General features: G+C 58.4%; 17 protein-coding genes. 11 read left to right on the top strand and 6 right to left on the bottom strand.

Translation table 11 applies throughout. The features are described from left to right. Window positions 1-4 precede the first annotated feature (4 nt). From ccmD to ccmI, 6 genes are all read left to right on the top strand, one after another. Window positions 5-232, top strand: a complete 228-nt coding sequence (gene ccmD, locus FO268_RS00270; protein ID WP_150987900.1) for a heme exporter protein CcmD — start codon at window positions 5-7, stop codon at window positions 230-232. Between the two features lie 14 nt (window positions 233-246). Beyond that, window positions 247-723, top strand: coding sequence for a cytochrome c maturation protein CcmE (gene ccmE / locus FO268_RS00265; protein WP_150987897.1), 477 nt, complete (start codon window positions 247-249; stop codon window positions 721-723). Window positions 724-762: 39 nt separating this feature from the next. Then, window positions 763-2,775: a heme lyase CcmF/NrfE family subunit gene (locus FO268_RS00260; protein ID WP_150987895.1), complete on the top strand. Its 2,013-nt coding sequence runs from the start codon at window positions 763-765 to the stop codon at window positions 2,773-2,775. Next, on the top strand, window positions 2,772-3,308 hold the full coding sequence (locus FO268_RS00255; protein ID WP_150987892.1) for a DsbE family thiol:disulfide interchange protein: 537 nt from the start codon (window positions 2,772-2,774) through the stop codon (window positions 3,306-3,308). The genes FO268_RS00260 and FO268_RS00255 overlap by 4 nt, the downstream gene beginning before the upstream one ends. Next, window positions 3,308-3,790, top strand: a complete 483-nt coding sequence (locus FO268_RS00250) for a cytochrome c-type biogenesis protein (protein ID WP_150987889.1) — start codon at window positions 3,308-3,310, stop codon at window positions 3,788-3,790. Before FO268_RS00255 ends, FO268_RS00250 begins: the two co-directional genes overlap by 1 nt. A 72-nt stretch (window positions 3,791-3,862) precedes the next feature. Next, window positions 3,863-5,140 (top strand): c-type cytochrome biogenesis protein CcmI, encoded by a 1,278-nt coding sequence (gene ccmI, locus FO268_RS00245; protein ID WP_150987886.1) that lies wholly within the window; start codon window positions 3,863-3,865, stop codon window positions 5,138-5,140. Window positions 5,141-5,145: 5 nt separating this feature from the next. Here the strand turns inward: ccmI and FO268_RS00240 are convergent, their stop codons facing one another. The 6 genes from FO268_RS00240 to FO268_RS00215 are packed head-to-tail and all read right to left on the bottom strand — an operon-like array spanning window position 5,146 to window position 12,106. After that, window positions 5,146-6,894: a BatD family protein gene (locus FO268_RS00240; RefSeq protein ID WP_150987883.1), complete on the bottom strand. Its 1,749-nt coding sequence runs from the start codon at window positions 6,892-6,894 to the stop codon at window positions 5,146-5,148. Beyond that, the gene (locus FO268_RS00235; protein WP_150987880.1) at window positions 6,888-8,687 is read right to left on the bottom strand and encodes a VWA domain-containing protein; all 1,800 of its coding nucleotides are present in this window, start codon (window positions 8,685-8,687) and stop codon (window positions 6,888-6,890) included. Before FO268_RS00235 ends, FO268_RS00240 begins: the two co-directional genes overlap by 7 nt. Beyond that, on the bottom strand, window positions 8,680-9,702 hold the full coding sequence (locus FO268_RS00230) for a vWA domain-containing protein (RefSeq protein WP_150987877.1): 1,023 nt from the start codon (window positions 9,700-9,702) through the stop codon (window positions 8,680-8,682). Before FO268_RS00230 ends, FO268_RS00235 begins: the two co-directional genes overlap by 8 nt. Beyond that, entirely contained in the window at window positions 9,696-10,166 is a 471-nt protein-coding gene (locus FO268_RS00225; protein ID WP_150987874.1) for a DUF4381 domain-containing protein, read from the bottom strand. Before FO268_RS00225 ends, FO268_RS00230 begins: the two co-directional genes overlap by 7 nt. A gap of 18 nt (window positions 10,167-10,184) precedes the next feature. Beyond that, a complete protein-coding gene (locus FO268_RS00220; protein WP_150987871.1) occupies window positions 10,185-11,132 on the bottom strand; it encodes a DUF58 domain-containing protein in 948 nt (315 codons plus the stop codon). A gap of 11 nt (window positions 11,133-11,143) precedes the next feature. Next, entirely contained in the window at window positions 11,144-12,106 is a 963-nt protein-coding gene (locus tag FO268_RS00215) for an AAA family ATPase (RefSeq protein ID WP_150987868.1), read from the bottom strand. A 144-nt stretch (window positions 12,107-12,250) separates the two neighbouring features. On the opposite strand from FO268_RS00215, the gene FO268_RS00210 reads away from it, so the two are divergent. The 5 genes from FO268_RS00210 (at window position 12,251) to FO268_RS00195 (ending at window position 20,262) form a co-directional block, all read left to right on the top strand. Next, window positions 12,251-17,137 carry an NAD-glutamate dehydrogenase gene (locus tag FO268_RS00210; protein WP_150987865.1) on the top strand — a complete coding sequence of 1,629 codons (4,887 nt, stop codon included), beginning with the start codon at window positions 12,251-12,253 and terminating at the stop codon, window positions 17,135-17,137. Between the two features lie 65 nt (window positions 17,138-17,202). Continuing rightward, on the top strand, window positions 17,203-17,880 hold the full coding sequence (gene can, locus FO268_RS00205) for a carbonate dehydratase (RefSeq protein ID WP_150987862.1): 678 nt from the start codon (window positions 17,203-17,205) through the stop codon (window positions 17,878-17,880). 124 nt (window positions 17,881-18,004) lie between these two features. Beyond that, window positions 18,005-18,178: a hypothetical protein gene (locus tag FO268_RS22775; RefSeq protein ID WP_191966771.1), complete on the top strand. Its 174-nt coding sequence runs from the start codon at window positions 18,005-18,007 to the stop codon at window positions 18,176-18,178. Window positions 18,179-18,281: 103 nt separating this feature from the next. Further along, window positions 18,282-19,328, top strand: a complete 1,047-nt coding sequence (locus FO268_RS00200; RefSeq protein ID WP_150987859.1) for a methyltransferase — start codon at window positions 18,282-18,284, stop codon at window positions 19,326-19,328. Between the two features lie 82 nt (window positions 19,329-19,410). Beyond that, window positions 19,411-20,262 carry a UDP-2,3-diacylglucosamine diphosphatase gene (locus tag FO268_RS00195; protein WP_150987856.1) on the top strand — a complete coding sequence of 284 codons (852 nt, stop codon included), beginning with the start codon at window positions 19,411-19,413 and terminating at the stop codon, window positions 20,260-20,262. The last annotated feature ends 16 nt before the right edge of the window (window positions 20,263-20,278 follow it).

The following is a 20,278-nucleotide window of genomic DNA, read 5'->3' as shown; positions in this document are numbered from 1 at the left end:
CCCGATGGCATTCGATTCGTTCGGCGCCTTCATCGTTATGGAAGGGCATGGGCCCTATGTGTGGGCCTGTTATTTCGTGTTCTTCCTGCTCATGGGGGCCGTTATGTTCTGGTCCCTGCGTCAGCGCCGTTTCGTGATTGCGCAACAGCGCCGCCGGACGGATAGCACGCCAGTGCGCGCCGAGAGTCCGGCGGGCGCGAGCTTTACCCGAATTGAACCTTCACAAGACTGAGTGGTAGACGAACCATGCATCCGATCCGGAAGAAACGGCTCACCATTATCCTTTTTCTGCTTGCCGGAGTGTCGGTGGCGGTAGGGCTGACCACCTATGCGCTGCGCCAGAACATTAACCTGTTTTATGACCCCAGCCAGATCGCTGAGGGTGAAGCGCCGGTGGATGTGCGTATAAGAGCCGGTGGCATGGTGGAAGAAGGGTCGGTGATAAGGGATCCGGAAAGCCTGAGGGTGGAGTTCAAGATAACGGATTTCACCTCCTCGGTATTAATGGAATACACCGGCATCCTGCCGGACCTGTTTGCAGAAGGGCAGGGCGTTGTTGCCATGGGTCGCCTGGATAGCAATGGCCGCTTTGTGGCAGATCAGGTTCTGGCCAAACACGATGAAAATTATATGTCGCCCGAGGTCAATGAAGCATTGGAAAAAGCCGCCGGTAAACGCGCTGCGATCTCTGATGCGCAAGGCGAAGCTGCCGCCAGCTACTGAACCTGCTGGCCATTCTGTTGAATTAGTTGGAGAACCCTGATGTATCCGGAAGTCGGACAGATTGCACTGATACTCGCGCTGTTGCTGGCGGTGTTGCTTTCCGTGGTCCCTCTTGCGGGCTCGGTGACAGGCCGTGATCAGTTGCAGGCCTTTGCCAGGCCCCTGTCCGCAGGGATGTTTGTTTTTGTGGCGCTGGCCTTCGGGATACTGACCCATGCCTTTGTAACGGATGATTTCTCCGTCGCTTACGTGGCCAATAACAGCAACAGCATGCTGCCCTGGTACTACAAGTTCAGTGCCGTCTGGGGTGGCCATGAAGGCTCGCTGCTGCTCTGGATACTGATGCTTGTAGGCTGGACCCTGGCGGTTGCCGTGTTCAGCCGTCGTCTGCCTGCGGTGATGGTGTCCCAGGTACTGGCGGTGCTTGGCATGGTCACTGTAGGTTTCCTGCTGTTCACCATCATCACTTCGAACCCTTTCGACCGGACACTGCCGAACGTACCCGCTGACGGTGCCGACCTGAATCCGCTGCTGCAGGATTTCGGTCTTATTGTGCACCCGCCAATGCTCTATATGGGTTATGTAGGCTTTTCAGTGGCCTTCGCCTTTGCCATTGCGGCTTTGATAAACGGCAAGCTGGATGCGGCCTGGGCGCGCTGGTCTCGTCCATGGACAACCGTGGCCTGGTCCTTCCTGTCCCTGGGCATTGCCCTGGGAAGCTGGTGGGCCTACTACGAGCTTGGCTGGGGTGGCTGGTGGTTCTGGGATCCGGTGGAAAACGCCTCCCTGCTGCCCTGGCTATCGGGCACAGCCTTGATGCACAGTCTCGCCGTTACCGAGAAGCGGGGGGTGTTCAAGAGTTGGACGGTACTGCTGGCTATCGTCACCTTCTCTCTGAGCTTGCTGGGCACCTTCCTGGTGCGTTCGGGCGTGCTTACGTCTGTGCACGCTTTTGCCTCCGATCCGGATCGCGGCACCTTCCTGCTGGTGCTGCTGGCGATCACCATCGTGTCCAGCCTGACCCTTTACGCATTCCGTGCGCCGGTGGTGCATGTGCGCTCCCGCTATGGAAGCCTTTCGCGGGAGATATTCCTGCTGCTTAATAATGTGCTTCTGGTGGCAGCGACGCTGCTGGTCCTGGTGGGAACCTTGTATCCACTGGTACTGGATTACCTTGAAATGGGCCGGCTTTCTATTGGTGAACCGTTCTTTAGCCTGACCTTCAGTCCGCTGGCAATTGCGGCCGGTCTGCTGCTGGGCGCTGGCATATTTTCGCGATGGAAGAAAACCGACGGGGGCTGGCTGGGGCGCAAGCTGCTTTGGCCTCTGGCAATCAGTGTGGTGGTGACCACTGCGGTTCTGGTGGGTTACGGAGGTTTCAAGCCCTGGGCCTTCGGTGGCGTCTTCGCATCTGTGTGGGTAAGCGTTGCCACCTTCTGGGATATCTGGGACAAGTCCGGCTCGAAAAAAGGCCGGCTCCATGGGTTGAGGCGCCAATCGCGCAGTTATTACGGCATGGTGCTCGGGCATCTGGGGCTGGCCATCACCATGGCAGGTGCGACCGTGGTATCCAATTATGGCATAGAGCGGGATGTAAGGATGTCACCGGGTGACACTGCCTCAGCGGGCGGCTACCAGGTGACATTTACTGAGATCGGCAATCGCCGCGGCAAGAACTTTACTGCGGAATACGGGCGTTTTGAGGTTTCCGACGATAACGGGCGGGTTGTCTCGACTCTTTATCCGGAGAAACGTCAATACATGGTGCAGCGCAACACCATGACTGAAGCCGGGATAGACGCCGGACTGTTCCGGGATGTGTTTGTGGCGATCGGTGAGCGGGTCTCCGACGATGCCTGGGCGATCCGCCTGCAATACAAGCCCCTGGTACGCTGGTTGTGGCTGGGTTCTCTGTTTATGGCTGCCGGTGGCTTCCTGGCAATCTCCGACCGCCGTTATCGTATCCGCGACAAGGTGTCGGAAGCCGAGCCGTCAGTGGCAACTCAGGGTGACGGCACTCGCCGTGCGGATCCGGCAGGAGCTGTGTCATGAAGCGGGTGTTTCTGTTTATACCGGTCATTATCGCGGTCGTGCTGGGGGTTTTTCTGTTCGCCGGGATCGGCAAGGACCCCAACAAGCTCGAATCAGCACTGATCGGAAAGCCGGTTCCTGAATTCACGTTGAAAGACCTTCACGACGAGGAACGCGAACTGACTCGTGAGTTATTCCAAGGCCAGGTATCGCTGCTGAATGTGTGGGGGACCTGGTGCCCGGCCTGTCGCGATGAACACGATGATCTGGTCTGGCTCGCCGAAGAGAAAGGAATTCGCATCGTGGGCCTGAACTACAAGGACAACCGTGACGATGCGCTGGTCTGGCTGGATCGGCTGGGGGACCCGTACCAGGTGTCCATCTATGATCCCCGTGGCCGGCTGGGTTTTGATCTGGGTGTCTACGGTGCGCCGGAGACCTACGTGATTGATGCCGAAGGCATTGTCCGTCACCGCCATGTTGGCGTGGTCAACGAAAAAGTCTGGGAACAGGATATTGAACCCCTGGTTAACCAGTACCGGGAGAAGATCTGATGGTTCGTGCTGTAATGGCCGCGTTGCTGCTGATGGCATTCGGGCCGTCCTCAATGGCCCAGTCCGACGATGTATACAGTTTCGATTCCCGAGCGGAAGAACAACGGTTCCAGACACTGATCTCGGAACTGCGCTGCCCCAAGTGCCAGAACCAGAACATTGCCGACTCCAACGCCCCGATATCCAAAGATATGAGGGAAGAGGTCTACCAGATGATGTCGAAAGGCGCCCGCGACGAAGAAATTGTCGATGCCCTGGTCAGCCGTTTCGGTGAATTTGTACGCTACAAACCCGAGGTAGACCGCCGGACTATTCTGCTGTGGGCCACGCCTGTGATTGCGGTGGTGGTTGGCTTCCTTGTGGTGGCCGTCATCGTTTTGCGCGCCCGTCGCAATGGTGCAGGCGAACCCGCGATGACTGACGAGGAACGAGCCCGGGCGTCCCGGATTCTTGCTGAGGATGATCCTGATCGTACACCCTGATTCTCGGGTTAGCGGCCCCTGCAATCCAGCATTGTTTACACCCATTTCCTATTACCGGACCATGACTGCTCCATGACACAGACTTTCTGGCTCACTGCAGCCGTAATGATCATACTGGCACTGGCTTTTGTTATCGCGCCGCTGTTCTTCCACCGTTCAGGCCGTCGCGCTGAGCTGGACCTGCGTAATCAGAATCTGCTGGCTTACCGAAGCCGGATGGCAGAGCTGGACCGCGAATTCGAGGCGGGCGCGATGGACGAAGACAGCTATCGGCAGCTCCGGGAAGAGCTGGCGGGTAGCATGCTGGATGATGTGCCGGATGCGGATCAGGGCGTGCTGGAGTCTCCGAAGCAAGTGCATGGGGGCAAAAGCTCTTTTGCCGTGGTACTTGCCAGCCTGGTGATCGTTCCTGCTGCAGCCGTGTTTCTGTACCAGCAATGGGGCGCACTGGACGACGTGGAACAGTTCCGCTCCATGCAGGAAATGATGGCGGCGGATGGTGACCGGCTTGGCCAGATGCAGGAACTCACGGCACAATTGCGCGAACGCCTGGAGGAGAACCCGGACAATACGGAAGGCTGGGCGATGCTGGGCCGGACCTATATGCGCCTTGAACAATACAGCGATGCCGCCTGGGCCTTTGAACAGCTTGCCGGCAGCATTGACGAGGACGACAACGGTAAGGCGGTGGCATGGGGCCTATCCGCGCAGGCCCGGTTTTTCCTGAGCCAGGGTGGCATGACGCCCGAAGTTACCGAAACCATCGAGAAGGCCAGGGATCTCAATCCGGATGAGGTAAATTCACTGGGACTTCTGGGTATCCATGCGTTCAGCCAGGAAAACTATGAGCAGGCGATCCGCTATTGGGAACGCATCGTTGCAGTGGCCCCGGATCATCCCCAGATCGGCTCTATTCGCCAGGGTATTGAACAGGCCTATCAACGGCTTGGTCGTGAGGTACCAGAAGACGAAGCGGAGGTTGCCGCCGGGCCGGGCGTTACCGTTCGGGTAGAGCTTGCCGAGTCATTCCGCGACGAAGTTCCGGACGACACCACACTGTTCGTATTGGCCCGCAGTGCCGAAGGGCAGGGTGGGCCACCACTGGCAGTAGCCCGACTGACAGCTGGTCAGTTACCGGCAGATGTACGTCTGGATGACCGTTTCAATATGTCACCGGATTCCAAGGTTTCTGAGGCTGGCGAGGTGCGTGTGCAAGCACGATTGTCACGGTCGGGAACTGCCCGGCCCCAGGCTGGCGATTGGGAGGGAGAGCTGGACGAGCCGGTGCCGGTGGGAGGCGCCGATGCTGACGTCGTCACCCTGGAAATAGATACCCGGCTTGTGCAGTAGCTACGTCAGTTGCCGCTGGTTCTCAAGCCGTCCGGGTACAGTGGTGGTAACGTCTTGGCTGCGGCGTCCGGGTGGGTGGCACCACGAATCCTGATCAACGTTGCTACCAGACGGTCTCCGTTCCAGGGCGATGACGCCTGCTGTTGCGGGGTTCCGAATAACCGGTGTTGCAACTGTTCAATCTCGGCCGCCAGCTCCATATCCTTTAGAAAGCGATTGACGTCCACCACACTGCGGAAACTGCTTTCAGGATGCCGTACGGCCACCCAGCGCACCAGCAGCTCGGTGGTGGTTGGGTCACCGGCCCGGGCCGCTTCACAAAGTTCCCGAAACAGGGCTTTTTCACGGGTGTCACGGGGAGTCTCGACAGCTGACTGAGGGCGTGACTTGCGCCTCGACATCCACCAGGCCGCAGCGGTCGCTATCCATGCCCCGAGTAGTACCAGTGTGGCCACTGGCCAGAAACCAGGGTCCGTGCTCCTGGTTGTGCCTTCTGTGTTCTCTTCACCGTCATCAGCAGTGGCTTCTGCCTGCCTGGGTGAGTCAGAGGGTAAGGTCTCGATCTGACCGGGGATTGCCTCAACGGTAAGGGGGCGGGCTGCCACCACGGCAACCCGCTCGGTGTCGCTTTCGGTATCCCACCAGTGGACGCGGATTTCGGGCAGCACCAGTTGTCCTGGCTGGATCGGCACCAGTGCCATTGTCTGCGTCAGGCTGGATGCCAGTCCCTCGCTGCCGGGGGTCGTTGTGCGCTCTGGCTTTTCCGGATAGGACCGCACGCCATCTGGCATCTCTTCAGGGAAGGGCGGCAGGCTCTCGGAGGGCAAGCCGTCAGCTTGCAGTGTCAGGGTTCGGGTGAGGTTCTGGCCGGCGGTCAGGGTCTGGTTTTGCGGCAACCCGGATTCATTCAGTTCCAGGTTTCGTGCCGGTAGCCAGGTATCACCGCTGAACTCTGGAGGTACCCCTTTGACCGGTACGTCGAAGAGGGTGGCATTGTCCCGCAGGAATTTCAGCTGGCCATCGTTATTGCGAGCCTGGCCCTCAAAGCGGATGGGCTGCAGGCTGAGCTGGCCCTCTCTTTGGGGAAAGATAGCATATCGGCGTTCCACCACTCTGTAGCGCACACCATCCCGGTAACGCGTGTATTCGCTTTGTTTACCCAGGGATTCGATGATCGCATGGGGGTGCTCCGGCTCAGACAGTTCGCCACGGATGAGGTTTCCGGTGAAGAACAGCTTGATGGTCAGCACCAGCTGTTCCTGTACGTAGACCTCATCTTTGTCGGCCGCCAGTTCGATGAAACTTTCCCTTGAGGCGTCTGCTTCCTGTTCGGGTGGTGTGCCGCTGATGACGTTGATGGTGACGGGGTCAGACTCCGAATCCCGGAATTTGAGCGCAGGGATCGTCAGCTTGCCGGTATTTTTGGGTGCCAGCTGATAGGTCCATGTGATTTCGCCAATCATTTCGTTGTTGACTGTACGGATGGAGTACTGCTGGTTGCGGGCGAGAATCTCGAAATCGTCCTCTACTTTCTCAATGTCCGGCTTGGGCAGGCTGGACATGTCGAAATCAAACAGATTACCAAGGTTGATATCAATCTTTGTGCTGCCTTTCACCGTCAGAGTCAGTACTTCGCCTTCATACAGACGTGTCCTGTCAGGCTCTACGATCAGGTCATTTGCGGCCATGGCCTGTCCCGCCATGGTCAGAAGCAGCGATATCAGAATGAACGGATAGGTCAGCCGGCTTACCATGGTGTGTCGCCCTCGTCAGATGGTGTTTCCCGTTCCTGGTGTTGTTGCAGGAATTTTCTTCGCAGCAGTCCGCCGGGGTTGTCCGGAACGCGTCTGAGCCATTGCTCCTGACCCTGGTTCAGAGGCGAGGTTTCCAGCTCTGCTGGCGAACGGGCCGCCTGGTCATTGTTTTCAGCGCTGTCGGTGCTGCTTTGATCTTCCTGTCCCGGCGACTGGTCCTGTTCCTGATTCTCGCTGTCGCCATCCGGCTCGCTGTCCTGTTGCTGATTATTCTGCTGGTTGTCCTGTCGCTGGTCGCCGGGCTGGTCAGACGAGTTGCCTTGCTGGTTCTGGCTGTCCGAATCGCTCTGGGAATTCTGCTGATTGTCCTGTTGTTGCTGGTCCCCCTCCTGATCAGAGGAATCATTGCCTTCGCCCCCGGACTGGTCCTGTTGTTGCTCCAGAAGCTGTTTCACCAGGTCACGGTTAAATTGGGCGTCCTCGTGCTCGGGTTGTGCCTCCAGCACTGTATTGTAGGCTTCCAGTGCTTCTTCCAGCTTGCCAGCGCGGGCCAGGGCATTGCCCCGGTTGTATTCCGCCGATGGGGACTCGGCCCGGGCAAAAGCTTCTGCGGCGCTCTCGAACTCGCCTTTCCGGTAGAGTGCGCTACCGCGCCAGGCAGGATCATCCAGAATCTGTGCCGCATGGTCGGGGTCTTTTTCAATCAGTTCAGGCGCCCGCTGATCCTGCCGCGACCACAGGCCGTCCCAGTCCACCGCCATGGCCGGGCGGGGCGTAAGAGGGAGCAGCGCAAACAGGATAACGACCATGGCTCCACGGCGCCATCCGATAAGGGCCAGGGGCGCTGCCAGCCAGAGTAGCCAGTAGCCATCGTCCTGCCAGCGCTTGACGGTCAGGTCCTGATCGCTGTCTTTCCAGTCGGCGGAGTCGATGGGGCGGAGCTCCAGGGCGAGAATGTCATTATCGGTGATGGTCAGCTCGTGACTGTTGCCGTTGTTCCTGCGTGCCAGACTGGTCATGCCGGCGGGGTCGGCCCGGGCAATGACGATGTCGCCGTTTTCTCGTATGAAGCCCTGGCGTGCCAATGGTATGGGCCCGCCCTCAGCGGTTCCGACGGTGAGAGTGCTCAGAGAGAAGCGGCTGGCCGCCAGGTCACCAGTGATGCGCTCGCGATAGCGTTCTCCCACCTCGTCTGCAATCAACAGGATTCGTCCGTTGCCCGGCGCTCCCTGCTCCAATAATTCAAGACCGTGCTGTATACCCAGATCTGTGCGGTTGCCGGTGGCGGGCATGATAACGGGCTCCAGAACATCCAGCATGCCCTCGATTGTGTTGCGGTCATCAGTCAGTGGCGTGACCACATGGGCGTCGCCTGCATAAACCACCAGAGCTGTCAGGGCACCTTCGCGAGCCTTGAGAATATCGCGGATCTTGCGTTTGGCCACCGTCAGGCGGTCGGGCTCCACATCGGTCGCCAGCATGGACAGTGACAGGTCCAGTACGATCACCAGACTGTCGTCCTGCTGCTGTAAGGGAGTGGGCGCCTGTCGCCAGGATGGCCCGGCAAGCGCTATCGCCAGCACGACGACGGCTGCCACCGCGGGCCACACGGGTGATTTACGGGGAGTGCCGTCCGCTCCCGATTGGCTGATCATGGGGCGAAGTAATTTCGCCGGAATGAGTTTGCTCCAGCCACTGTCGCTCTGATGAAAGCGCCGTAAGATCAGTGGCAGCAGGAAGGCTGCCAGTAACATCAGTAACCAGAGCGGGCGGAGGAAGTGAAAGTCAGCCATTGCCTGCCTCCCGGGCAACGTGTACCGACTGGCGTTTGGCAGCGGCTAGCCTGACGCCTTGCATCAATACCCATATAAGGGCTGCAAGGCCGGCTGGCCAGACATAGAGTTCGGTCACGGGACGGTAATGCTTGCCTTCCAGTTCGATGGGTTCCAGTTGGTTGATGCTTTCGTAGATCAGCTCCAGCTCGGGCAGACTGCGGGCCCGGAAATATTCCCCGCCGGTCTGTTGGGCTACCCGCTTCAGCAGCTCTTCGTCCAGGTCCCGGGATGGATTGACGCGGCGGGAGCCAAGCAGTCCGCGCTGAACCATGGATTCGGCGCCGATGCCGATGGTGTAAATGCGCACGCCGGCAGCTTTGGCAATCTCGGCGGCTTTGTCCGGGGCAATTTCGCCCGCGGTGTTGGCGCCATCGGTCAGCAGGATGACAACCCGTTGTTCCTGGGGCCGGTCCCGTAGCCGCTTGACCGCCAGGCCCAGCGCATCGCCAATGGCTGTGGCACGGCCGGCCATGCCGATGCCCGCTTCGTTGAGCAAGGTTTGCACCGTAGCCCGATCAAACGTCAGCGGGGCCTGAATGTAGGGCTCGGTACCAAACAGCAGGAGCCCGAGCCGGTCGCCTTCACGGCGCTGGATAAAGTCATCCAGTACCCGTTTGACCGCCTGCAGCCGATTGATGCTTCGGCCCTGGATCACCATGTCCTGTTCGTCCATGGAAGGGGATATATCCACGGCCAGCAGGAGGTCACGTCCGCTGACGGGGAGCTGAACCTGCTCTCCCACATGCTGTGGCCGGGCCAGCGCTACCACAAGCAGAAGCCACATCAGCAACGTCACCAATTGTTGCCACAGGGGTACCCGGCTGCCGCTGCGGCTGACGCCGGGCAGATCAGACAGCCAGTGCCCCACAGGGAAAACCGGTGCTTCCACAGATTGGGTGCTGCGCCTGCGCAGGCGCAGAAGCAGTGGTACCAGGGCCAGTAGCAGCAACCAGGGATAGGCGAGGCTCAGCATTTCTGTCCTCCCAGCCATAGCCTGGCAAAGGCCACGGCGTCCTCTGGTGGACAGCCGGGGACCGGTTGCCATGCGCTGTTAACCATGGCCTCGACCACTGGCCGGGCAGCAATCCGATCTTTCGGGCTGGTCTCGAGAAGAAAGCGGATCCAGGGTTCGCCGGACAGGGATTCCGGTATCCGTTCCGGGTAGCGCTCCCGGGCGGACTGTTTCAACAGCTGGTTGAGGGCCGCGAACCAGTGATTGTCCGCCACTGCCGTCTGTTCCAGCCGCCGCAGTTCTTTCTTTGCCGTGCCCAGCCAGCGGTTTCTGCGACGTTTCCGCCTGAGGATAACGAACGCCACTACAGCCAGTGCCAGAGCAATGGCCAGCAGTATCCACCAGCCTGGCGCCGGGGGCCAGAAGCCGCCCGGTTGGGGCAGGTGTATGTCTCTGAGCTGGCTCAGTGGATCCTGTTCCATCATCGGTCTGAAGCGGTCCTGTTATCCAATGTGGCCACGTGGGCCGAGCAGTGTCTGCAGTATCAGTGCCGGCTGGTCGCTGGTCATGACGCTGGCGGGTTGCACACCTGCCGTGCGGAAGCATTCTGCCAGTGCTTCGGTATGCTGCCGGACCTTTTCGGCATACGCCTGCTGGAACCGGGGGTTGCTGCCGTCAAACCATACCGGGCCGTCCTCACCGGCAACGGCGAAGCGGCCACTATCGGGCAGTTTCAGCTCCAACGGGTCAATTACCCGCAGTGCGCTGACGGTATTGTGGCGTGCCAGGGCCCCGAGTAACCGTGACGTCTCTGCGGTAATGTTTAGAAAGTCACTGATTACGAAAATACGGCTGCCCGTATGGGCTACCCGGCGAGCCTCCTGCAGAGCTGTGTCCAGATCCCGGTTTGTGTCGCCGGCCTGCTGCAGGGGCTGATCGTTGCGGGACATTCTCTGCTGTTGTGCCACGGTATCAAGTAGCCTGAGTACCGATTTCTTGCGGCGGGCAGGGCGCTGGACGCTGAGGGTCGTACCATTGAACACAATACCCCCCACCTGATCCCCGGACCAGAGCGCCAGCCACGCCAGGAGACCAGCCAGCTGCGCACAGCGGACCTGCTTATAGGCACCGGTGCTGGCGAAGAACAGCGACGGACCAAGATCACACAGCAACAGCACCGGCCGCTCACGTTCTTCTTCATAAAGCTTGGTATGGGGCGATTGCCTCCGAGCCGTCACCCTCCAGTCAATACTGCGTATATCATCCCCGGGTTGATACTGTCTCACTTCGGCAAACGCCATGCCCCGGCCCCGGCGTGGAGAACGCTGAAGGCCGGCCTGCCGGGATCCCACCGGCCGCGCCGCCGGCAACTTCAGGGCGCGGGCATCCGCCTGCAGCCGGATCAGGCCGGGCAGCGAAATATGGGTGGCTGGCTCTTCAGGTGCAGTCATGGTCACGGTTGTCAGGCGGTTACCGGAACGCGGTCGATGAGTCGCTGAATAATGGCGTCCGCCGTCAGGCCCTCGGCCTCTGCCTCGAATGTGAGCAGGATCCGGTGTCTGAGCACATCAAATGCGATGTTGCGGACATCATCGGGGCTGACATAATCCCGCCCCTCCAGCCAGGCCATGGCGCGGGCGCAACGATCCAGCGCAATCGTGCCTCTCGGGCTGGCGCCAAAGGCAGTCCAGCGCGCAAGCTCCGGGTCCAGGGTGGCCGGGTCCCGGGTTGCCAGCACCAGTGCCAGCAGGTATTGCTCCACAGGTTCTGACATGTAGATGTCTGAAACCTCATTCCTGGCCTCGAAAACCTGATCTGCCGTCAGGCGGACTTCCGCGGCCACCTGCCCGCGTCGGTAATCGTTTCTTGCCAGGTGCAGGATGGCCTTTTCGGCCTCCGCGGACGGATAGTCGATAACAACGTGCATCAGGAACCGATCCAGCTGGGCTTCGGGTAGCGGGTAGGTTCCTTCCTGTTCGATAGGATTCTGGGTGGCCATCACCATGAACAGGCGGTCCAGTGGAAAGGTGCGCATACCGACGCTGACCTGGCGCTCGCCCATGGCCTCCAGCAGTGCCGACTGTACCTTGGCCGGTGCCCGGTTGATTTCATCGGCCAGCACCAGGTTATGGAAGATTGGCCCGTGCTGAAATTCGAACTGGCCTGTTTCTGCGCGGTAGATCTCGCTACCGGTCACGTCCGAGGGAAGCAGGTCGGGGGTAAACTGGATGCGGTGGAAGTCACCCTCGAGGTGATCGGCCAGGGCCTTGATAGCGGTTGTTTTGGCGAGGCCGGGAGCGCCTTCCACCAACAGGTGGCCGTCTGCGAGCAGAGCAATAAGCAACCGGTCTACCAGCTTTTCCTGGCCGATTATTCTTTTTGCTAACTGAGACCTGAGCTCACCAAACGTATGCTGTAATGCCATGGGAAATCTCTGCTCCTGGTGCACGGACGGTTCGCGTAAGTAGTTGCCGCAGTTTTCGCATCTGCGGCGCAAAAATCAAGGCTTTGACTATGCTTATGTGACAGTACGCCTATTACGTTTATTTCACACTCATAGAGGTCGACTATGAATGCGCTGACAATCGCCAGCAAGGATCAGTTTTTTCAGCAGCTGGACGAAGCTTTCGCGGAAAAAATAGCGAAAACAGAAGCGAAAAAAATCAGTGAATTCGCAAAGCAGCATTATGCCCATATTCCTCTCGAAGAGCTCGTGAGTCGCCGGTTTTCCGATACCTACGGTGCTATTCTTGCGGCCTGGCAGTTTCTCCAGAAACGTACCGGCGACGAAACCCCGGTCTCGGTTTTCAACCCTGATCTGGAGAGTGATGGCTGGCAGTCCACCCACACGGTCATCTTTATACTTCACCCCAACATGCCGTTTCTGATCGACTCGCTGAGGATTGCCATTAATCAGCGTGAAATCGGCACCCACTCGATTCAGCATTCGATCCTGCAGGTGGAGCGGGGCGACGAGGGGAAGCTGAAAAAACTGCACCCACCGAAGAAAAAATCCACCAATGCCGGATACGAAGCCTTTATTGTTCTGGAAATCGATCGGCACAGCAGTCCGGAGGACCTGAGGTCCCTGGAGGAAGTGCTGCAGACCATCCTTCATGAAGTCCGGATTGCGGTCAGTGATTTTCCGATTGTGACTGAAAAAGTCAACGAAATCAGCCGCGAACTGGATAGCACCACGGCCGGTATTGATGAGGAGCAGAAGGAAGAGGCGAAAGCGTTTCTGGACTGGCTGGTCAGGGATCATTTTACGTTTCTGGGCTACGACGAATACGATTTTGCAAAGGACAAGAGCGGGTTGGTGGTTCGCCGCGTGGAGAACTCCGAGCTGGGTATTCTCCGGGTCAACAATGAGCGCGCGGAGAAGGTAAGACTGAATGAATTGCCGCAGCGCACGCGGCATGAAATGACCCGTACCGACGATATTTTCATCTTCGCCAAGTCTGCCCAGCGATCGCGGGTGCATCGGCCAGCCTATCCGGACTACATCGCGGTCAAGAAGTTCAACAGCAAAGGCGAGGTGGTTGGCGAGCGCCGCTTCCTGGGCCTTTACACGGCTCGTGTCTATAACGAGCGCCCGGACGAGATCCCCCTGTTAAGGCGCAAGGTCCAGGCTGTGATGAGACGCTCGGGCTTTTTGAAGGATGATTACGCCGGCAAGGAACTGGATCAGATTCTTACCGTCTATCCCCGGGACGAGTTGTTCCAGATCGAGCCTGCGGAGTTGCTGTCGGTCGCCAAGAGCATCCTGTACATACAGGAACGTCGACGCATAGAGCTGTTTATGCGCGAAGATGTATACGGTCAGTTCGTGACCTGTCTGTCGTTTTTTCCGCGCGATATCTACAACACGGAACTGCGCCTGAAAGTGGAGCAGGTGCTGCATGACAGGCTCGAGGCCGAGGATATCGAGTTTGTCACCCATTTTTCGGAATCCGTACTCGCACGGGTGCAGTTCACGATTCGTGTGCCCCAGGTGGAAAACCGTCAGTTGCCGATCTCGGAAATCCGCGAGAAGGTGATCGAGCTTGCCCAGTCCTGGCGTGACGGGTTGCTGGAAGCCCTGAACGAAGCATACGGCGAAGAGCAGGGCAACGAAATGTTCCGGCTCTACTCCGCTGGTTTTCCCGCCAGCTACAAGGATATGTTCTCGCCAAGGCGGGCAGCCATCGATCTTGAACATATATCCGGAGCGTCCAGCGAGAAACATCTCACCATGAGCTTCTACCGGGCGCTGGAAGAAGACGAGAGTACGCTGCACTTCAAACTTTTCTATCCGGATGAGCCTCTGCCGTTATCAGATGTTATGCCGATTTTTGACAATCTCGGGTTCCGGGTTATTGGCGAGCATCCGTTCGAGGTCAGCGACCGGCGCGGCAATATTGTCTGGATTCACGATTTTACCCTGAAGGCCCATAGCGGAAAGATGGTGGATATTCACCGCATCCGTCCGATCTTCGAGGACCTGTTCCGCCGGGTCTGGTATGGCGATGCAGAAAATGATGCCTTCAACCGGTTGCTGCTGTCTTCCTACATGAGCTGGCGGGAAATTGCCCTGCTGCGCACCTATGCCCGCTACATGCGGCAGATCCGGTTCTCCAACAGTCAGACGTTTATATCTAATACGCTTGTGAACCATGTGGAACTCACGCGCCTTCTGCTTGAGTTTTTCGAGGTACGGTTCAATCCCGCGCGCTATCAGAGTGAGGGCAAGAGTGCCGCGGCGCAGCAGAAGCTTGAAATCGAGTTCAATGCCGGCCTTGATGATGTGGATAACCTCAGTGAGGACCGGGTTTTGAGGTTGTTCCTGGAGTTGATGCAGGCCACGCTGCGCACCAACTATTATCAGCCAGACAAGGAGGGCAGGACCAAGCCTTATATCAGTGTGAAGTTTGATCCGTCAGAGATTCCGGATGTGCCATTGCCTCTGCCCATGTTCGAGATATTTGTCTATTCACCGAGGGTTGAGGGTGTGCACCTGCGTGGTGGCAAAGTGGCGCGGGGCGGCCTGCGCTGGTCTGACCGGTTCGAGGACTATCGCACTGAAATACTGGGGTTGGTCAAGGCGCAACAGGTCAAGAATGCCGTGATTGTGCCGGTCGGAGCCAAGGGCGGCTTTGTGGCCAAACGCCTGCCCGACATATCGGACCGCGAAGCGTTCCAGGCCGAGGGTATAGAGGCCTACAAGACCTTTATCCGGGGTTTGCTGGATATTACCGACAACCTCGTGGATGCCGGCATCCAGCCACCAGAATCCGTTATCCGTCACGACGAGGACGATCACTACCTGGTGGTTGCCGCGGACAAGGGTACGGCCACCTTCTCTGACATAGCCAATGGCCTGGCCGCCGAATACGGTTTCTGGATGGGTGATGCATTTGCCTCTGGTGGGAGCAACGGCTATGACCACAAGAAAATGGGCATTACTGCCCGTGGTGCCTGGGTATCCGTGGAGCGGCACTTCCGCGAACTGGGCATAAATCCTGCGCTGGATGAATTTACCGCCATCGGAATCGGCGATATGGGTGGGGATGTATTTGGTAACGGTCTGCTGTCATCGGAGAAAACAAAGCTGGTAGCGGCCTTCAACCACATCCACATTTTTATCGACCCGACACCGGATGCCGCCAAAAGCTACAAGGAGCGCAAGCGCCTGTTCGAGTTGCCGCGTTCTTCATGGACCGATTACGACACCAGCCTGATCTCCAAGGGTGGTGGTGTGTTCAGTCGCAGCGCCAAGTCGATTCCGGTCAGCCCCGAGATGAAGAAACTGCTGGGGATCAAGTCTGATCGTGTGCCGCCCAATATGCTGATTACCCACATCCTCAAAGCCCAGGCAGACCTGCTCTGGATCGGCGGCATCGGCACCTACGTGAAAGGGCACGAAGAATCCCACGCTGATGTTGGCGACAAGGCCAACGATGCTTTACGTATTAACGGTTCCGAACTTCGCTGCAAGCTCGTCGGTGAAGGCGGCAATCTGGGGATGACCCAGCTCGGACGCATCGAATTTGCCCTGAGGGGTGGGCGGTTGAATACCGACTTTATCGACAACTCCGGTGGCGTGGACTGCTCAGACCATGAAGTAAATATGAAGATCCTGCTCAACCATGCGGTTGCAATGGGAGACCTCACCGACAAGCAGCGCAATATCATGCTGGAGGAAATGACCGACGACGTTGCCGCGCTGGTGCTGAAAAACAACTACCGGCAAACCCAGGCCATCAGTATTGCCAGCATGGGTGCGGTGACGCGCCTGGAGGAATACCGCCGCCTGATGAACACCATGGAAAGCGAAGGCAAGCTGAACCGCAGCCTTGAGTTTCTGCCGGACGATGAGACCCTGTCCGAGCGAAAACTGGACAAGAAGGGGCTTACCCGCCCCGAGCTGTCGGTGCTGATTTCCTACGTCAAGGGCGATCTGAAACAGACGCTTATTAACAGCAGCCTCCCTGACGAACCCTTGTTGGCCGGGGAGATGTACAAGGTTTTCCCCCAGGACCTCACCCGCAAATTCTCCAAAGAGCTGGGAGAGCACCAGTTGCGCCGGGAGATCATCGCCACGCAGATTGCGAACGATATGGTCAACCACATGGGAATTACCTTTGTTGAGCGCCTGAAGCAGTCTACCGGGGCCGATGCCGCCTCGATCTCGCTGGCATGGATTATTGCCCGGGACGTGTTCCGCCTGGACACCTGGTGGGACAAGATCGAATACCTGGATTATTTTATTCCCGCTAACCTGCAGATGGAGCTGATGGGTGACCTGATGCGGCTGATTCGCCGCGCTGTTCGCTGGCTGCTGCGTAACCGCCGGGCCGAACTCAGTATCCAGAGTCATATGGAAAGGTTTGCCGACAGTGTATGGAAAATCACGGCGGACCTGCCGGACTATCTGGGAGACCAGGCGCGGGCAGACTGGAAGAAGCGGCACGATGCGCTGGTAGAGTCGGGGCTGCCCGGGGAGCTTGCCTCTGTAGTGTCCGGCACCAGTTACCTTTACTCCTCGCTGGGCATTATTGAGGCACGGGAGGCCACCGGTATGCCATTGAAAACGGTCGCCAACCTCTATTATGACCTTGGTGACAAGCTGGACCTGAACTGGTTTGCCAATGCCATCGCGGCACTGGTGCCGGCTTCCCACTGGCAGGCCCTGGCGCGGGAGAGCTTCCGTGAGGACCTGGACTGGCAGCAGCGGGCACTGACCACCGGCGTGCTCAAACTGGCTGAAAAACCGTCGGATGTTAATAGCTGTGTCGAAAACTGGATGGAGCGGCATGCCGCCATGATCAACCGCTGGAAATCCATGCTGACCGAGCTCAAAGGGGTCAGGGAACCGGAGTACGCCATGTTCTCGGTAGCTCTGCGGGAGCTTCTGGATCTGGCCCAGACAACCATGCACGAGCAGCACGAAGACGCTGTCACTCCGACCACTTGAGTATTGCTTTATGACGTCGATTCCCGTTCAATTCCCGCATCATGAATTTACAGATGGGAGGTTTGATGGGGCAGCTCGATAAGTTGCTGGATAAAAACAGGGCATGGGCAGACAGCATCAAGAGCCAGGACCCGGAATTTTTTACCCGGCTGTCCAATCAGCAGGCCCCCGAGTATCTGTGGATCGGGTGTGCAGACAGCCGGGTGCCGGCTAACCAGATTGTCGACCTGATGCCGGGAGAGCTGTTTGTGCACCGCAACGTCGCGAACGTGGTGGTGCACACGGATTTCAATTGTCTGTCAGTTCTCCAGTTCGCCATTGATGTGTTAAAGGTGAAGCACATTCTGGTGGTGGGGCACTACAGTTGTGGTGGTGTAAAGGCGGCGCTGCATAACGAAGGGTTCGGGCTGATTTCTAATTGGTTGCGACACGTTCAGGACGTCCGTGACAAACACCGGGATGTGCTCGATGGGCTGGCCTCGGACCAGGACCGTGTGGATCGGTTATGCGAGCTTAACGTGGTTGAGCAGGTCGGGCATGTGTGTCAGAACAGCATTGTCCAGGAGGCCTGGCGCAGAGGGCAGCCGTTAACAGTACACGGGTTCGTTTATGATGTGGCGGACGGCATTCTGCGGGATATGGGGCTGTCCATAGCCTCCGAAGCTGACCGCGAAAGCGTCAAGCAGAACAGTGTTGACGAGCTGGTTTTAAGGCCGGTTCGGTCTGGTCGTCAAAAAAAGTGACACCAATGGTGTCAAATTGTGTCAATTATTCGTGACAGACGTCACTATCTGACCCTCGCAGTCATCACAGTTAACTACTGCCCTGGTTGTTAGACTGAGTTTGTAGCAATTGAGGAGGTCAGTGATGCGAGAAATCATGCAGAAAGCCCTTAGTGCGTTGAGCCAGCGTAAAACATCGCAGGCAGCAGAGGCCCGTCGCCGGTCCGGCAACTCCGCATCGCAGCCGGCATCCTCCGAAGATTGGGGTATGTCTCCCGAAGACGCCCTGCGTGCCAACACGGTGGCGCGGTACAAATAATTCCCGAAGACCTTTTCCTGATTTCCAATCGCCCGGGTCAAGACTCCGGGCTCTGTTCCGGTTAAAGTATGCCGTCTGATACCGAGACCGGAATAGTCCAACAATGCCTGCGTTGCCCAACTCCCACGAAGCTCTGCTGAAGAATCAGGAAAACCTGCACGGCCGTCTGGCGGTGCTGGGTCCTTTGGACATTTCCCTCATGCCGGCCCTGGCGCCCTCCGGTCTTGTAGTAACCGAGCATTTTGGCCTCTGGCAACAGATGGCAACCATTGACGGCTGGACCGCCGCATTCGGCTATGACGACGCTGCATTGGCCTCGGCCGGCGCTGATACGGTGGTGGTTTTCCTTCCCAAGGCACGGGCCGAACTGGCCCTGCGGCTGGAGCTTGCGCGTTGGCTTGCGAAAAAAGATGCCCGGCTGATTCTTGTGGGTGAAAAAAAGGAAGGCATCGCCGGCGCCGTGAAACAGCTCAAAGCCGTGGCGCCCCAGGCCATTAAGATAGACAGCGCCCGGCATTGCCAGATCTGGCAGGCGGATAACCTGGAACCAGCGGACGCGTTCAATGTGCGCCAGTGGCTGGAGTGGCACCTGGTTGAATCTACGGGGATCCGTTTCGAGGTGGCCGGGTTGCCCGGAATTTTCAGTACCGGTGAACTGGATGCCGGTACCGCCATGCTCTTGGAGTCAATGGCCGGTTACCCTTTGAAAAAAGGACCGGTGCTGGATTTTGCCTGTGGCGCTGGTGTCGTCGGCACTTGGCTTCAGCTATACCAGCGTTCAATCGGGCAGGCCACGACACCCGTTGATGGCGTGGATGTGCAGTCCCAGGCGGTCATCTGCGCCCGCTCCACGTATCAGCGCGCCAATGTAGCCGGTGTTATCACGGCCTCGGATGGTTTGGACCGTGTGAACGGCAAATACGCCGCGGTACTGAGCAACCCCCCTTTCCACACCGGTATCCGTACTGATACGTCAATGACGGAGCAGTTTCTGCGGCAGGTGGCAGGACATCTGGAGTCGGGTGGTGAGTTACGGCTGGTGGCCAACAGCTTCCTGCCTTACCAGGAGCTGATTCGCCGCCACGTGGGGCCGGTTAAAGCCATTGCTGCCGACAAGCGGTTTACCGTCTGGTCTGCCCGGCGTCACTGAACTGTCGCACGATTGTCATACGCTCGTCACTGCCGTCGGACAAGGTACCTGGAGTCCTTGACCAGTCCGGTGGGAGAAGCCGATGCATCAGTACCGGAGCGTTTTCATTTCCGATGTACACTTGGGGTCAGCCGACTGCCAGGCCGATTACCTTCTGGATTTTCTAGACAATGTCAGCTGCGACACATTGTATCTGGTGGGCGATATTGTCGATCTGATTGCCATGCAGCGCCGGGTGCATTTTCCGGAAAGCCATCAGGCGGTCGTGCGGCGGTTCATGGCCATTGCCGCCGCCGGCACGCGGGTTATCTATGTTCCCGGCAATCACGATGATTTTCTCCGGCATTTTTGTGACCAGACCCTGGCCGGCATCGAGCTTAAGCAGAAAGCCATTCACACCACCGCCGACGGCCGCCGGTTCGTGGTCTGCCATGGTGACCAGTTTGACCAGGTCGTGAGATGCAGCCCGCTGATGCTGCTGGTGGGAGACCGGGCACACGGAGTCCTGTTGTGCCTGAACCGCTGGTTCAATGTCTGGCGAAGGCTGCGCCGGAAACCATACTGGTCGTTGGCGGCGTGGGTGAAGAGCCGCATTGGCAGGGCAAGGTCTTTTATCCGCCGTTTTGAATTGGCCGCTTTAACGGCGGCGGAGCGAGGCCACTACGATGGCTTTATCTGTGGTCACATCCACTCCGCCGGCTTCCTTCGCAGCCAGGAAGGCCTTTATTGCAATGACGGGGACTGGGTGGAGCACTGCACGGCGCTGGTGGAGCAACAGGACGGCCGCCTGGCTATCCTGCACTGGTCCGAGCAACCCGGCATCATTGCCACGGAGCCGTCCGAACCGGCACCTGAATTTTCCCATGGCCAGCGTCCCGTTGTCGACGTGTTGTCTCCCGCGTTCATCGAAAGCATAAACGCTGCGCCCAAGTGAGGGTTTTCCGGGACGA

This window comes from Marinobacter denitrificans (assembly GCF_008795955.1).
GTDB lineage: Bacteria > Pseudomonadota > Gammaproteobacteria > Pseudomonadales > Oleiphilaceae > Marinobacter > Marinobacter denitrificans.
Note: the sequence above shows the minus strand (reverse complement) of the source record. Positions and strands in the feature narration are given on the sequence as shown.

Bases quoted from the DNA above. Each gene is read 5' to 3' on its own strand.
- ccmD (WP_150987900.1), top strand. From the start codon at position 5: ATGGCATTCGATTCGTTCGGCGCCTTCATCGTTATGGAAGGGCATGGG.
- ccmE (WP_150987897.1), top strand. From the start codon at position 247: ATGCATCCGATCCGGAAGAAACGGCTCACCATTATCCTTTTTCTGCTT.
- FO268_RS00260 (WP_150987895.1), top strand. From the start codon at position 763: ATGTATCCGGAAGTCGGACAGATTGCACTGATACTCGCGCTGTTGCTG.
- FO268_RS00255 (WP_150987892.1), top strand. From the start codon at position 2,772: ATGAAGCGGGTGTTTCTGTTTATACCGGTCATTATCGCGGTCGTGCTG.
- FO268_RS00250 (WP_150987889.1), top strand. From the start codon at position 3,308: ATGGTTCGTGCTGTAATGGCCGCGTTGCTGCTGATGGCATTCGGGCCG.
- ccmI (WP_150987886.1), top strand. From the start codon at position 3,863: ATGACACAGACTTTCTGGCTCACTGCAGCCGTAATGATCATACTGGCA.
- FO268_RS00240 (WP_150987883.1), bottom strand. From the start codon at position 6,894: ATGGTAAGCCGGCTGACCTATCCGTTCATTCTGATATCGCTGCTTCTG.
- FO268_RS00235 (WP_150987880.1), bottom strand. From the start codon at position 8,687: ATGGCTGACTTTCACTTCCTCCGCCCGCTCTGGTTACTGATGTTACTG.
- FO268_RS00230 (WP_150987877.1), bottom strand. From the start codon at position 9,702: ATGCTGAGCCTCGCCTATCCCTGGTTGCTGCTACTGGCCCTGGTACCA.
- FO268_RS00225 (WP_150987874.1), bottom strand. From the start codon at position 10,166: ATGATGGAACAGGATCCACTGAGCCAGCTCAGAGACATACACCTGCCC.
- FO268_RS00220 (WP_150987871.1), bottom strand. From the start codon at position 11,132: ATGACTGCACCTGAAGAGCCAGCCACCCATATTTCGCTGCCCGGCCTG.
- FO268_RS00215 (WP_150987868.1), bottom strand. From the start codon at position 12,106: ATGGCATTACAGCATACGTTTGGTGAGCTCAGGTCTCAGTTAGCAAAA.
- FO268_RS00210 (WP_150987865.1), top strand. From the start codon at position 12,251: ATGAATGCGCTGACAATCGCCAGCAAGGATCAGTTTTTTCAGCAGCTG.
- can (WP_150987862.1), top strand. From the start codon at position 17,203: ATGGGGCAGCTCGATAAGTTGCTGGATAAAAACAGGGCATGGGCAGAC.
- FO268_RS22775 (WP_191966771.1), top strand. From the start codon at position 18,005: ATGCGAGAAATCATGCAGAAAGCCCTTAGTGCGTTGAGCCAGCGTAAA.
- FO268_RS00200 (WP_150987859.1), top strand. From the start codon at position 18,282: ATGCCTGCGTTGCCCAACTCCCACGAAGCTCTGCTGAAGAATCAGGAA.
- FO268_RS00195 (WP_150987856.1), top strand. From the start codon at position 19,411: ATGCATCAGTACCGGAGCGTTTTCATTTCCGATGTACACTTGGGGTCA.